Source organism: Roseibium hamelinense (assembly GCF_007830545.1).
In the GTDB taxonomy this organism is placed as follows: domain Bacteria; phylum Pseudomonadota; class Alphaproteobacteria; order Rhizobiales; family Stappiaceae; genus Roseibium; species Roseibium hamelinense.
The window spans coordinates 36,342-50,765 of record NZ_VLLF01000011.1 but is presented as its reverse complement, the minus strand read 5'-3'; the positions used below and the strand labels follow the sequence as shown (position 1 = coordinate 50,765).

Genomic DNA, 14,424 nt, shown 5'->3' with positions numbered 1-14,424 from the left:
GAAAAACATCCTCCAAAGACCCGAAGCCGGGCGTAAAGACTGCGCAATTTGTGTTTTTTCCGCCACGCGGGATCACCCCGCCGGCAGGGCAACTGTATCAGAGCTGACACATCTCGCAGCGCAAAAACCTGCTTCGGCTTCTCATCTCCACCGGTTAGCTCTGGTCGAGGCCGTACCGCTTCATGCGCCGGTACATTGTTGCCCGGCTGATACCAAGAGCTCTGGCGGCGGCCGAAACATTGCCGCCATGACGATAAAGCGCCCGCCTCAAGTCAGACCGCGCTGCGCCTCCTGCAGAAAGCGGCTCGCTCAAATCCAGGACATCCGCAACCGGCGGGCGCTGCGCAACCGTGTCATCGTTAAGCCCGTATAGTTTGCGGGCCTGGCGCGTCGCGCCTATGACCAGGTCGTCCTCATCAACAGCAAGGAGAGTGACACCGGCTTTGCCCGGCTCACCGGCCATGAGAATACGGGCACCACTGAAGGCAGAACGGAACAAATCGCTTTCGACCGCACGCGCGCTTTCGGTCACCACGGAGCCAAGCACATGTGCAAATGCGAGATCCATATCCCGCCTGCAGCTTGAAACATCGAGCACGGCGAGAATCTCGCCGTCGGGCGCATAGATCGGCGCACCCATGCAGCTCATGTCGGTGTTTTGTGCTCTAAAATGTTGGGTCTGATGAATAACGACCGGCGCTTTTTCGGCAAGGCAGGTGCCAATGCCGTTGGTCCCTTCGACCGCTTCGCTCCAGATCGCGCCTTCGGTGAGCCCCCAGCTGCGGAAGCTATCTGCATCCCCCGGCTTGGTGTTGGAGTACAGGATCAAACCCTGGTCATCGGTCAGAACGACGCAACAGCCCGCCTGTCCTGCCAAGCGGAACAGTCCGTCAAGCGTAGGCTGGGCGATAGAAAGGAGGTTTCCAACGGCATCCTGAGCTTGCTTGAGCTCGTGCGCAGAAACTTGACCCAACGTCCGTGACTGGCTTGGATCCAGCCCATGATACAGCATCGAACGACGCCAGGATGCGGCAACCCCCGAAAACGCGGCGCTCGCGCTTTCTTTAACCGTCGCTTCCACAAGGTCCGAATGGGACCCGGTCTGGCTCGCCGGCTGCATTAACCTCTCCTCCATCGGAAGCGGGATCTATGTCTCGCTTATGGCAAGTCGATCAAAACGCTACGGAATTGTCAAAGGGTTTTGAGTATTCCTGCCGCGGCGGACCGGCTTATGGGGATTTTGGCAAGCGCAAGCTTCCGGCGACGTGCAAACTTGGCACCGGAAGAATTTGCGGTTTGCCGATTGAGAGATTATGTCAGGCCGCAAACAGGCGGTGTTCGACACGTCGACCCGTGAACAAATGCCTCAAGCGAGACCCTCTTGTCCGACCAGCCGCACACATCCCGCTTCGCCGACTATGGACGCCCTCCGGTTCAGACCTATCCAGTCATTTTGGAAACCAAGGGCTGGAAAGACTATAAGCTTCTGGACATGGGCGAAGGCCAGAAACTGGAACGCTACGGCCGATACACAATCGTTCGCCCGGAACCTCAAGCGATGGGTCAACGGCGCAAGAAACCTTCTCAATGGGACAGGGCCGACGCCGTCTTTTCCGGCGATACCGAAGAAGAGGGCCCAGGCCGATGGAAATTTGCCGGAAATGTGCCGGAAACCTGGCCAATGGCTTACGGGCCTGTCCGCTATAATGGCCGCTTTATGTCGTTTCGACATGTGGGGGTTTTTCCCGAGCAGGCCGCCCACTGGGACTGGGTCAACAGCAAGATCAAGTCAGCGCTTGAAAAGCAGCCGGAACGGCCTCTCAAAGTCTTAAATTTGTTCGGATATACGGGACTGGCGTCACTTCTTCCGGCAACGGACGGCGCGCAGGTCACACATGTCGATGCTTCGAAAAAAGCAATCGGATACGCGCGGGAAAACCAGGAACTTTCCGGCCTGGAAGATCTCCCGATCCGCTGGATTTGCGAAGATGCGTCGAAATTCGTCGCCCGAGAGGTGCGGCGCGGCAACACCTATGACGGCATCATCCTGGACCCGCCGAAATATGGCCGCGGGCCGAAAGGGGAGGTCTGGGATCTCTACACAAGTCTTCCTGGCATGTTGTCCGACCTCAAGCAGCTGATGGCCAAAGACGCGCTTTTCATGATCCTCACCGCCTATGCGATCCGGTCGAGCTTTCTGGCAATCCATGAGCTGATGGCCGAAACCCTGTCCACACAGGGGGGGCAGCTTGAATCCGGCGAACTGGTCATCCGCGAAGACGACGGAACGCGCGCGTTGTCAACTTCCCTGTTTTCACGCTGGAGCAGCGCTTAGTCACTCCGCGGCGAGGCGCATCTGGTTGTCATTCGGCCAACGCTCTGGCGCCGGGCTAAGTGTCTGACCGGGATCCTGCCGGTCCAGATTGTCACTCGGTTTTGTTCTGCGCGCATAGACAAGTGCAAACATCGGCGGTGCGAAGTAGAACGAGATTACAGTCGACAAGAGCACGCCTCCTGCAATCGACATCGCAAAAGGCGGCCAAAACCCACCACCCGCCAAAATTAGCGGCAAAAAACCTCCGAAAGTGGTCAGCGTCGTAGAGATGATGTGCCGGCCCGAGCCCATTACGACTTCGACCATGGCAGCTTGATCGCCGTTCACAGCCCGCTCGTTTTGCTGCATCCCCGTTAGGATGATGATGGCCGCGTTGATCGATACCCCGATCGATCCGATCACACCGATGATCGCGTTGATACCGAACGGGTACTGGAAGACGGCGAGCGCCAGGATACTGAGACCCGCTGACAGAATCGCCACTACGAATGTTACAGCGGCCAGGCGGAAGGAGTTGAAAGTCAGAACGATGGCCGCAATCGACAACGGCACGATCAGGCCCAGCGACCCGATCAGATTGGTCAAAGTGTCGTCACGAGCGTCAGAATCACCGCCGGTCTCAATGCGGTATCCGTCGGGAACGGCGAACCCGGCAAGCTCCATTTCAGCCTGCAATTTCTTGAGCGCTTCTTCGGGCAGAACACCGTACTGCACAAACGCTTGAACGGTATTTGTTCGCTCGCCATTGCGCCGGTTCACCTGCCCTTGCGACGGCTCCATCCGGATATCGGCAATCGCCGACAACGGCACTCCAGCGTACCCCTCATCTGAGGCGGCTGCGTTTGCTGGCAAAAGCGGCAAGCTGGCGATCTGAGAGAGATTTCCGCGCGCCGTATCGCCAACACGCACGCGGACCGGCAATTCCTCGGTTCCCTCAATCAAGCTGCCGCCAGTCGCCCCTTCCAGTGTTGCTTCAAGCTGGCGGGCAACATCCGACAAGCCCAGCCCCAGAAGCCGAGCCTTGTCTTCGTTGACCGCGAATTTCAGCTGTGGCGCACCACCGTCAAGCGTTGTCCGCACCACTGTGACCTCTTCTACCCTTGCTGCCAGCGCTCTCAATGCCTCCCCACGCTCACGCAACACCTCCAATGACGGGCCGACAAGCCGGAGTTCTACTGGAGCATCGACAGGCGGCCCCTGAACAAGGTCGCGCACCAGAATGCGGGCTTCCGGAAAACGGCCGTTAAGGGCGGACTGCAGATAAGGCACCAGCTGGGCAGTCGTTTCTGGGGAGGCGCTGGTCACCAACGCCTGTGCGAACGCCGGTGCCCGGTCCCGGTTGCCGACGATATTGTAGTAAAAGGCCGGTGCGCTTCTGCCGACAACCCAAGCAACATTTTCAATTCCATCGGTTCCGGCCAAAAAAAGGTCAATTGAAAGTGCCGTATTGGACGTATCGGCGATGGCGGTTCCTTCGGAAAGTTCAACCTCGATATGAAATTGGTCGCGATCTACGCCTGGAAAGAACTGAGCGGTTAGCGTCGGCATGCTCAAAAAGCCGGTGATTGGCAACACCAACGCCAAAACAACGGAACTTGCCGGATTGCGCATGGCAAGCTGAAGCGACCACCGAAACGGGACAGACACAAGTGAAGACAGCATAAAACGATGCTGCACTGCGCTTGAAGCTGTAGCTGGCAGCACCCATCCGGCGATCGCCGCCGTCAGCGTAACCGCCACGACAAACGACCAAATCAGCATAATAATAACCGCGATCGCGATTGAGCCGACAAAATCGCCGGCAGGTCCGGGCAACAGTGCCATTGGCATAAAGGACAGAGCCGTTGTCGCGGTGGAAGCCAGCAGCGGGGCAAACAGACGGCGAACAGCCTTACGCACTGCCTCGGTCCGGTTCTCCCCGCGCTGCAAGGCCTGGCCAACCTCGTCAGTCATCACGATCCCCGCGTCAACCAGCAGTCCCAACGCCACGATCAGGCCCGTCAATGACATCTGGTGCAGCGGCAACCCGATCATGCTCATCGTCGAAAAGGTCGCAAGCGTGACGACCGGCAGGACCATGGCGACGATCAAAGCAGACCGAAGACCCATAGTGATGAGCAGAACAGCGACGACAAGCGTCATCCCGATGGCAATATTCTGACCCACACCACTCAGCCGGTCGATGGTATACAAGCTCTGATCGAATATAAGTTCATGGGAAATTGAATACGGCATGTCGGCCTCGAAGCGCTCAAGGCGCTCCCGAACCCGCTCCATCCAGCTATCCACCTGCAGGCCGTCTGCGATTTTTGCAGCAACAAGCACGGCCGGCTGGCCGGCCGCAAAGGTCAATTCGTCAACCGGTTCCCGGATGCCCTTTTCGACGGTTGCAATGTCGCCCACACGCGTCACGATACCCGATAGGCTGGTCGAAACTGGGATTTGGCGGATGCGGTCCAGCACTGCAATTTCACCCTCGACTTCAATCAAGAGTTCGCGTTCCAGGCCGCGGAGACGTCCGGCGCGCACTTTTGCGTCCGCTTGCGAAATCGCAGTTGCAACCTGATCGACTGACAACGACAGGGATGTCAGTACCGCAGGATCGATCCGGACAAGAATTTCCTCCTCGACCTCACCGAAAATTTCGACCGATTTTGTACCGGGCACATTGCGGAGTGTGTCGGACAACGCATCGGCATATCGCTTCAAAACCGCTCGAGACGCTCCGTCATGGTCGGGAACCAATGCACTTATCGCGGCAAATGCCCCCGCCCCTTCGGTGCTGAATTCGGGCTCCAGAACACCGGCCGGAAATTCACGGGTCGCGTCCGATATCTTGTCTCGAATCTCCGACCAAGCCTGTTCTATAACGCTCTCGCTGAGAGTATCGAGCAGCTCGATCTGAATGATCGAAATGGAAGAACTTGAGGTCGACTCAATAACGTCGATTTCTTCGACTTCACGCAGCTCCTCTTCGATCTTTTCGGTGACCAGGGCTTCAACCCGGGCCGGGTCTGCTCCGGGATAGACAGTCGTGACCGTGGCGAAGAGATTTGTGATTGTAGGGTCTTCTTGACGCCCTATCCCGACGAGCGCAGACAGCCCGGCCGCAATGATGACCAACAGGCTGAGCGCCACCAACCGCGGTTGCTTGTAAAACAGCGTTTCCATGGGTCAGGCACCGTTTCCTGCGAGCCGAACGGACTGGCCCGGCACAACCCTGTGTATGCCCCCGGCAACAATCGGCGTGTTTTCGCGCAGCGTGCCCCGGACGAAGGCCATGTCCTCATTTGCGTGCAAGACCTCGACCGCCTCACGGGCGACAAGAGAGATATTTTCAGTCGCTCCCGCGCGAACCAGCGTCAGAACGGTCCACAACCCGCGAGGCCCCTCGCTCAGCGCGGATATCGGGATCCAGAAACCTTGCGCTTCGACACGCTCGGTCAAAGAGAGCTCGGCAAGTCGTCCGAAGCTCGGTACGGCGTCCGATTGCTCGAGTTCGAACAGGGTTTCCACGGTACGGGTGCGGGTTTCGAGATCAGGACGCAGACCAGCCAAGCTGGCATGGAACTGTCTTCCGGACAGTGTGATGTCATATCGCTTTTCTGGATCAAGCTTGTCGACAATTTCAGGCGCCAGACCTATGCGGACGGTTGGCCTGGCGCTTTCCAAAATGCGCAACACCGGCGCACCGGGAGCAACAATTGCCCCCTCATCCAGAAGGCGCTCAGCAATCTGGCCCTCGAAAGGCGCGGTCAGCACGGACTTGTCGAGATTGATGTCGATTGCCTCAATTGTGGCATTGGTTTGAGCAAGCGCTGCCTCCAATCGGCTGAGCGCCAGGCGCGCCTGGTCCAGAACCTCGGCGCTGACATGACCGGCATCGCGTAGACTTCTGCGGCGGTCGAACGTCAGTTTTGCAAGTTCCAGGTCGCTTTCCGTCGCTTGGCGACTGGCGATCTGCCGTTTGCGTTCCGCCTTCAATGACCGTGTGTCGAGACGAGCGATGACATCGCCTTTCGCCACACGGTCGCCCTCATCCGCAAGAATTTCTCGGACAGCACCGGCAAGCTCAAATCCGAGATCGGTCCGGCGCGCCGGCTCCAAGCGCCCGACGAAGGTCCTTGTAATCTCGTAACCTTGCTCGGCGCTCGGCAGGATTGCCTCAACCTCTACAAGCGGAGCCGCCACGACCTCCGGCTTTTCTTGCGCACGCATTTGAATGGTCGAAACACCAAGAAATACCGCGGCCGCAGCAACTCCGACGGTGAGGAGAAAAGTCGTTGCGCTGAGCGCATACCACCCAAATCTCTTGCCGGGCTTGCTGTACTCAACTGGCCCACCAGCCTGATCTGGTCGACTATCAGACATTTTCCAGCCCTCACTCTTGCGCCCGCCGCGAGCCAATTACGCGAATGTAAGCATCGCTAACTATGTTACTGTTGCTAACATATGTTAGAATATCTAACTTCGACAAGTGATAGAGACAAGAATTTCTGCAGGAAACGCCGCAAGTGGCTGAAAACAAAACTCAAAAAAAAGCAGGCTACCATCATGGCGACTTGCGTGGACAGCTCGTGAGCGCTGCAAGGCGTTTGATTGAAGAGCACGGACCGGACGGTTTCACCATGTCCGATGCCTGTAAACTGGCTGGTGTGAGCACGGCTGCGCCTTACCGGCATTTTTCGTCCAAAGAAGATCTGCTCACTGAAGTGGCGAAAGATGGCTTGATCCGGCTGAGACAGGATTCGGAAGCGCGCGCCCAGCCACTGCCCCGCGGCACCGTGGAGGCCATCGCAGCGATCGGACGGGGCTATGTGGATTTCGCAATCCGGGAACCGCATATCTTCCGGTTGATGTTTAGCACCAAATCACATGCAGGCCGCATTGAGGAACTGCGCAGTGTTGGCCGGCAGTCTTATGGCGTCCTGCTCAATGAAGTCGCCCTGTACCTTGGCGAATCCGAGATAAACGACCTTGTGAACCGGACCTCGTTTCCACTTTGGACACATGTTCATGGCCTGTCCTTCCTGGTAATTGACGGGAAGCTAGACGTGAACAATTTCCCGGTTGATATCGACGAGGCGATCCTGTTTGCGACCAAGAGCCTGCTTCCGCCAAAGCCAAGGCTTGAAAAGGCTTGACCGCTTGCCGTGTCCCCGCCTAGTCCAGCGCTGGAAAATAAAACAGATGCCCGACAAACGTGGGCCCATTGGAGTGCGACATGCCACAACCCGGGAAACCGCAGCGCATCGGCGCCGTCAAACAAATCACCTCGCACTCCAACCCAATCGTCAAGGAAATCAAGGGATTGGTTTCACAGCGCAAGCACCGCACCCAATCAGGGCTGTTTGTGGCTGAGGGCCTCAAGCTGGCAACGGACGCGCTTGCTGCGAACTGGGACGTTCGATATCTCGCGCTTGGGCCGGAAGCGCGGGAAAATCCGGTTGCCCAGAAAGCCGCTGCAACGGCAAAGGCGCGCGGGGCGTTGATTTTGGAAGTCAACACTGCCGTTCTGTCCGCGATGACCCGCAAGGACAATCCGCAGATGGTTGTTGGGGTCTACGAACAGAAATTGGTGCACGCCGACGATCTAAAACCCGAGAACACAACGGTTTGGGTCGCGCTCGACCGGGTGCGCGATCCGGGCAACCTTGGCACGGTAATTCGCACTGTTGACGCGGTTGGAGGCGCAGGCGTCATTTTGGTAGGAGACTGCACCGATCCGTTCGCCGTGGAGACTGTGAGGGCGACGATGGGCTCGTTGTTCCACGTTCCGATCTCCAAAATGCCGAAGGACCGGTTCAAACAACTGGCCGCTAGCTGGCCGGGAACGGTGACTGGCACTCATCTGAAAGGCTCTGTGGATTACCGGACGGTGGACTACCAACAGCCGGCGCTGCTTCTGATGGGCAATGAACAACAGGGGCTTGAAGACGACATGGCCGGGGCCTGCAACTGCCTGATCAGGATTCCTCAGGTTGGGCAAGCCGACAGCCTGAATCTTGCAGTTGCCACCGGGATTGCCCTCTACGAAATCCGCCGTCCTCATCTGGAGTTATAAGATCATGCGCCTGTTTGTGTTTGGTGCCGGGTTTTCGTCAAAGGCCTTCATTGAAAAGGCCGGGCACCGTTTCGAATGGATCGGCGGCACGACGCGGTCCGCTGAAAAAGCGGACCGGCTGAAGTCTATGGGGGTGGAACCATTTCTGTTTGACGGCGAAAAACCAATTGCTCAGATCTCCGAAGCCCTCAAGGGCACAACCCATGTGCTGGTCTCAATTGCACCCAACGAGACCGGTGACCCGGTCCTGCACCAGCACGCAAAAGACATCGCTGCCGCTCGACCGCACTGGATTGGCTACCTGTCGACCGTTGGCGTCTACGGTAATCACGATGGCTTGTGGGTTAACGAGGAGACGCCTTGCAAGCCGGTCTCAAAGCGCTCGATTCAACGCGTCGAAGCTGAAAACGCTTGGCAGGCATTTGGCGACGACAACGGCTTAATCGTCCAGATATTTCGTCTTTCGGGCATTTACGGCCCGGGACGCAACACTTTCGAGAACTTCAAAAAAGGGACTGCACGCCGGCTAATCAAACCAGGACAGGTGTTCAATCGAATCAGGGTGGAGGACATTGCCGGCGTCCTCGAGCTTGCGATCGAATACCCGCGCAGCCGCATATTCAATGTGACCGATGACGAACCAGCGCCGCCTCAGGACCTTGTAACTTTTGCAGCAACGCTACTTGGTGTGGATCCGCCAGTCGAAATTCCGTTTGAGACCGCAGAGCTCTCACCCATGGCGAGGTCATTTTACGGGGAGAACAAACGCGTTTCAAATCAACGGGTAAAACAAGAGCTCGGGTATCAGTTCCTATACCCTGAATACAGAGAGTCACTCCGTAATATTTACAGCACGAAAAATAACGATTGATGTCAATTGCAGTATAATTTCTGACAATCTCAATTAATACACTTTTTTGTATGTATTTTTCTTATTTCTACTTTTGGATGTAGAATTTTATTAACCTGACACGCATAGCATTAAATTGTAAATAAGGGGTTTGCTATGCTGGGTTTAATTAAATACACACTCGCGTGTGTCGTATATTTGACATTCCAAACGTACGCGGCAGCGAGTCCTCCACCGGTACCGGAGCTGATCACGGAAGACTTCATCTCGCAAACACGCGACTGGCTTGATGTGCCTGTTGTCGCAATGTCTATAAACGCGCAAAACACACGCCGAGGAGCATTGTCTGAAAAACAGATCCTGGATCTGGATGCACAATGGCGTTCCGAACGGGAAGACCAGGACAAACCCCTCATTGCGGCCACCTTGACGTCGCCTTTGTCCATTTACCTTGTTCGCAAGCAAGCCCAAACCTTGGGCCTCTACACTGAGATTTTCGTCATGGACCAAAACGGTCTGAATGTCGGCCAGAGCGCAATCACCAGCGATTATTGGCAGGGAGACGAAGCCAAATTTCAAAAGACTTACGATGTTGGCGCGAAAGCGGTGTTCATTGACGAGCCCGAGTGGGATGAAGATCGGGCGATTTGGCGGGTCCAGCTTAACCTGACATTAAGCGATGTGGCGGGCGATCCGATCGGCGCGGCAACTGTGGAGGTGAATCTCACAGAGCTTCAGCGCCGCACCGCACACATCAATTGATCAGCGATGGGCCACTATCATGATTAGCTCGCTTTCAGTGTCTCTCAAGGGTGCGGCTGCCTTTTTGCTCCTCGTTGTGATCGCAGCCGCCGCCAGCGCCATGATCCACGACAAAACCAAGCAGGTCCAAGCAGCAGCGCAAAATGTTATTCAATTCGACAATTTGTTGTCCGAGGTGCACGCAATCGATCACGCGATTCAGGTCCAGAACCAGGCTTTGAAGAATTTCCTGCTGACTGGCGACCTGGCGTTCGAGGCGGAGTTATCGCAAAAGGAACGCGAGATTTCTGCAGGTTTTCGAAACCTGTCTTCCGAGTTGACTGGCTCGATGGCCAACCTGAAGCCCTTCGCCGACACGTTTGAGACCGTCTGGACGTCTTGGCGCCTCCAGTTTGCTCAACGCCAGGTGACGCTCATGCGCCAGCCCGAAAACGTTGATATGGCACGCGCCATGGAGCTGACGCCCGAAGCAGATGCGCTGTGGAGCGCAATCGACCAGGCCCATGCCGATTTTAACCAGGAGCTCGCTTCACGGACACAACTCTTGTGGTCAGCGCAGAATGCTTCAATCAAAGCTGCGGCCCGCACCGCAACAATGGGCGCCGCCACGACGATCGTCTTTGCGATCATCCTTGGAACATTGAATCACTTTTTGGTGGCGCGCCCACTGTCTTCAGTCACCCGAAAAGTCCGAAAGCTTGCTTCCGGGGACACAAACATCGAGCTTGTTTCAAACGCACGGAATGACGAGGTCGGCCAGATACAAACGGCGTTGTCAGCCTTTAAGGACAGTTTGGTGAAGATCCAGAAAATGCAGACTGAGGCAGCACAGCTGGAAGAAGATCAGCGCTTGAGCAGGAAGCGTGAACGCGGGGCCCTTGCGGACAAATTCGAAGCGGAGGTCTTCAAGCTCAGCGATGAAATCGGAACGGCATTGAGCAATCTTGACCAGTCTGCTGGTGGATTGACGGAAGTCGCCAACCAAACCAGCGACCAGGCACTCAGTGTCGGTGCCGCCTCTGAAGAAGCCACGCAGAGCATTGCAATGGTTGCCAAGTCGACTAATGAACTGACCGGCTCAATAGCAGAAATCTCGGGGCGGGTCGGAAAATTCACCGATCTTGCCCGCGATGCGATCCGCGATGTCAAACAGTCTAACTCTGCCATCGAAACCTTTCAGACTGTAGTCGATCAAATCGGGGATGTGACGAGACTGATCACCGACATTGCAGAGCAAACCAACCTGTTGGCATTGAACGCAACGATAGAAGCCGCCCGTGCTGGCGAAGCTGGACGCGGTTTTGCGGTTGTTGCCACCGAGGTAAAGGCGCTTGCTGAGCAAACCAGCAAAGCTACCGATCAAATCGACCAGCAAATCCAATCTCTAAAATCGGCAACCCACGAAGCCGTTGCGGCAACAGGTGCCGTCTCCAAAGTAGTGTCTGCGATCGCAGAGCAAAGTGAGGCCATGGCACAGTCGACCGAAGAACAAAGCCGGTTTAGTCGAGAAATCGGGCATCAGATCACTGAAGCGGCAGATGGCGCCACACATCTGGCAGGTACATTGAAATCGGCCAAATCGAGCGCCGGACAAACCGGTGTGTTGAGTTCCGATATCCAAAAAGCAATCCGTGCCCTGCAGGAACGCTCAAGCAACCTGCAAAGCGCCATGCGTACCTTTACGGAAAACATCCGTGCGGCTTAACGGTGCCGCTACGACCTCCAAATGCCGCCCTTCCAGACTTCAGAGGGCGGCTTTGAATTTGACGTCCATCACTACCCATTCCGAAAGAGAGCGGTTAATTATCGATTCTCGCAACGGCAATCGGATTGATGATGCGCATATCCTGGAAAATCTTCGGCATTTCCCTGCTCGTCTTCTTGGTGATGGCGGTCTCGGCGGCGTTTTCGATCTACAAGATCTTTAAAATCAACGGTGAACTTCAGGTCATATCCAAGGTATTTGCGCCTCTGTCCGATGAGATTGCGCAGGTTGAGATTGCCGCCCTTCAGCAGGAACTGCATTTGGAGCGGGTGGAAAAGCTCGAAGCTGAGCGTCGCATTTCAGATTGGCAGCAGGTACCTGAACAACAGCTAGGGTCAGTAGACGCCTCTCCACAACACCCTCAGCAACCGGGACAAATGGATCATTTGAATGAGCGGATCCAACTGGAGATCGGTGCGATGGAACAGCGGTCTGCGGAGGTTGAGGCTCTGCTTGCCCGCTCAAAACAAAGGGTCGCAACGGCACAGGGAGCAACAAATTCCTTCGAAGACCGGCTCGAACTTGCGGCACTGACACCCAGCCTGGTCGCGCTTGAGCGCCAGCATGCCAACTTTCACAGCCACTCCCTCAATCTGATCCGCACATCCGGGTTGCCGGAAAACACACGTGAGTCGCTCGAAGAACAGCTTGAAGCAGAAGAAGCTCAGTTGGCAGAAGCGGTTGACGAACTGAGGCGTCAGATAAGCGAATTTACGATCAAATCCATTGCAGACGCTGCCCGGCATGAGCAGGAAGCGCTTTATGCCAGCATGACCGCAACCGTGTCAGCGGGCATCCTTGCGCTTCTATTGTCTTCCGCCGTGATCAAGGGTCTGCTGCGGCCCATGCGCCAACTCACCGAGGGAACCAGAAGGGTGTCGGAGGGCGACCTAAGTGTACAGGTCCCACGACTCACCCGGGATGAAGTCGGTGATCTGACAGACCGATTCAACGCAATGGTTGAGGGGCTGCAATCGACGCAGAAGATCAAAGACACATTTGGCCAGTATCTCGACCCGCGGGTGGTTTCCGGCCTGATCGGTGAGCGGCCGGAGGCTGTTGCCGGAGAAAAAAAGATCATTTCAGCCTATTTTTCTGATCTTGCGGACTTCACAACCATTTCCGAGCAATTCACCCCGTCAGGGCTTGTCCGGGTCTTGAACCGATACCTCGATCTGATGTCAGTCCCGATAACTGGCCGCCAGGGTGTGATCGACAAATATATCGGCGACGCAATTATGGCCTATTGGGCGCCGCCGTTTTGTGAGGACGGCCAACAAGCGGGCCTTGCGGTAGAAACAGCTCTGGAAAATCAGCTGCGGATGACGTCATTTCAGCACGAACTGCCGGACTTGACCGGGCTGCAGAAAAATCTGCCGCGGCTCCGGCAACGCATCGGCATTGCAACAGGCGAAGCAGTTGTCGGCTCAATTGGATCCGAGCAAACAAAAAATTATACCGTCATGGGCGATACGGTAAACCTCGGCTCGAGGTTGGAGGGCGCAAACAAGCTTTACGGGACTTCTATCCTGGTCTGCGAACGCACAAGGGACATGACCCATGGCATTGCATTCCGCCTGGTTGACCGGATCCAGGTCGTCGGCAAGACCGACGCATCCCGTGTTTTCACACCGCTGATCGGTGACGATCCTAAAACCCCGGAGATCTGCGGATTGTCGGAGGAAGCTGTCGATGCCTACGCCAGCCGGAACTGGATTAAGGCCCGCAGTGTTTTCCAAAAAATTGCAGATTTGGACCCCACTGATACGATCGCGCCGATCTTCTCGAATCGGCTTGATTTGATTGAGCGCAACGGTGTGCCTGACAGCTGGGACGGCATTTGGCACATGCGCTCCAAATGAAAATGGCCCGCACCGGGGCGGGCCAATCATTTCGATAGACAGGCCATCATTGCGGCTGCGGAACAACCCGCAAATAGGGCTTCAGTGTTTTCCAGCCGTCGGGAAATTTCGCCTTGGCATCTTCATCGCTGACCGCAGGCACGATGATCACATCTTCGCCCGCCGTCCAGTTGGCCGGCGTTGCAACTTGATGCTTTGCCGTTAACTGCAGCGAATCAATCACCCGGATGACTTCATCGAAGTTTCTGCCTGTGGACGCCGGATACTCAATCTTCAACTTCACTCTTTTGTCCGGCCCAATGACGAAAAGGGAACGAACTGTCAGCGTGTCGTTTGCATTGGGATGGATCATGCCGTAGGCAGTCGCAACCTCGCGGTTCGGGTCTGCAATAAGCGGAAAATTGAGCGCAATCCCTTGCGTTTCTTCAATATCCCCAATCCAGGCACGATGATCGTCCAGAGGATCTACGGACACCCCGAACACCTTTACGCCGCGTTTGTCGAAGTCGTCCTTCAGTTTTGCTGTCATGCCGAGTTCGGTTGTGCAAACCGGTGTGAAATCCTTTGGGTGCGAAAACAGCACCGCCCAGGATCCGTCAATGACTTCGTGGAACCGGATCGGGCCCTCGGTGGTTTCAACTTCAAAATCTGGGGCTTCGTCGCCAATAAGCAATGCGGGCATTCTCAATCCTTTCGCCTCACGAACCAGAAAACAGATAAGCGCGTCGGTGTCGTAACACAGCAGTGCTATGTATTAATCTCAAGGCAGCGCGGCAATGCCGCGAC

The 14,424-nt window shown here is 56.1% G+C and carries 11 protein-coding genes; 7 read left to right on the top strand and 4 right to left on the bottom strand.

The annotated features are described in order from the left end of the window. Nucleotides 1-154: 154 nt before the first annotated feature. A complete protein-coding gene (locus JM93_RS19205) occupies nt 155-1,120 on the bottom strand; it encodes a GAF domain-containing protein (protein WP_145346870.1) in 966 nt (321 codons plus the stop codon). A 261-nt stretch (nt 1,121-1,381) separates the two neighbouring features. Between JM93_RS19205 and JM93_RS19200 the strand changes: the two genes are divergently transcribed. Beyond that, nucleotides 1,382-2,335, top strand: coding sequence for a class I SAM-dependent rRNA methyltransferase (locus JM93_RS19200; protein WP_145346868.1), 954 nt, complete (start codon nt 1,382-1,384; stop codon nt 2,333-2,335). Here JM93_RS19200 and JM93_RS19195 read toward each other — a convergent pair whose 3' ends face one another. Continuing rightward, complete coding sequence (locus JM93_RS19195) at nt 2,336-5,506, bottom strand: efflux RND transporter permease subunit (RefSeq protein ID WP_145346866.1); 3,171 nt, start codon at nt 5,504-5,506, stop codon at nt 2,336-2,338. A gap of 3 nt (nt 5,507-5,509) precedes the next feature. Beyond that, on the bottom strand, nt 5,510-6,706 hold the full coding sequence (locus JM93_RS19190; RefSeq protein WP_145346864.1) for an efflux RND transporter periplasmic adaptor subunit: 1,197 nt from the start codon (nt 6,704-6,706) through the stop codon (nt 5,510-5,512). A 143-nt stretch (nt 6,707-6,849) separates the two neighbouring features. Between JM93_RS19190 and JM93_RS19185 the strand changes: the two genes are divergently transcribed. The 6 genes from JM93_RS19185 to JM93_RS19160 all read left to right on the top strand — a co-directional run bounded on the left by JM93_RS19185 (nt 6,850) and on the right by JM93_RS19160 (nt 13,638). Further along, a complete protein-coding gene (locus JM93_RS19185) occupies nt 6,850-7,479 on the top strand; it encodes a TetR/AcrR family transcriptional regulator (RefSeq protein WP_145346862.1) in 630 nt (209 codons plus the stop codon). A gap of 80 nt (nt 7,480-7,559) precedes the next feature. Further along, complete coding sequence (locus JM93_RS19180) at nt 7,560-8,399, top strand: TrmH family RNA methyltransferase (protein WP_145346860.1); 840 nt, start codon at nt 7,560-7,562, stop codon at nt 8,397-8,399. Nucleotides 8,400-8,403: 4 nt separating this feature from the next. Continuing rightward, nucleotides 8,404-9,270, top strand: coding sequence for an SDR family oxidoreductase (locus JM93_RS19175; protein WP_145346858.1), 867 nt, complete (start codon nt 8,404-8,406; stop codon nt 9,268-9,270). Between the two features lie 135 nt (nt 9,271-9,405). Beyond that, on the top strand, nt 9,406-10,011 hold the full coding sequence (locus JM93_RS19170; protein WP_145346856.1) for a hypothetical protein: 606 nt from the start codon (nt 9,406-9,408) through the stop codon (nt 10,009-10,011). A 19-nt stretch (nt 10,012-10,030) separates the two neighbouring features. Further along, nucleotides 10,031-11,716: a methyl-accepting chemotaxis protein gene (locus tag JM93_RS19165; RefSeq protein ID WP_145346854.1), complete on the top strand. Its 1,686-nt coding sequence runs from the start codon at nt 10,031-10,033 to the stop codon at nt 11,714-11,716. A gap of 128 nt (nt 11,717-11,844) precedes the next feature. After that, nucleotides 11,845-13,638, top strand: a complete 1,794-nt coding sequence (locus tag JM93_RS19160) for an adenylate/guanylate cyclase domain-containing protein (RefSeq protein ID WP_145346852.1) — start codon at nt 11,845-11,847, stop codon at nt 13,636-13,638. Between the two features lie 46 nt (nt 13,639-13,684). On the opposite strand, the gene JM93_RS19155 is transcribed toward JM93_RS19160, so the two are convergent. Beyond that, nucleotides 13,685-14,320, bottom strand: a complete 636-nt coding sequence (locus JM93_RS19155) for a peroxiredoxin (protein ID WP_145346850.1) — start codon at nt 14,318-14,320, stop codon at nt 13,685-13,687. Between the last annotated feature and the right edge of the window lie 104 nt (nt 14,321-14,424).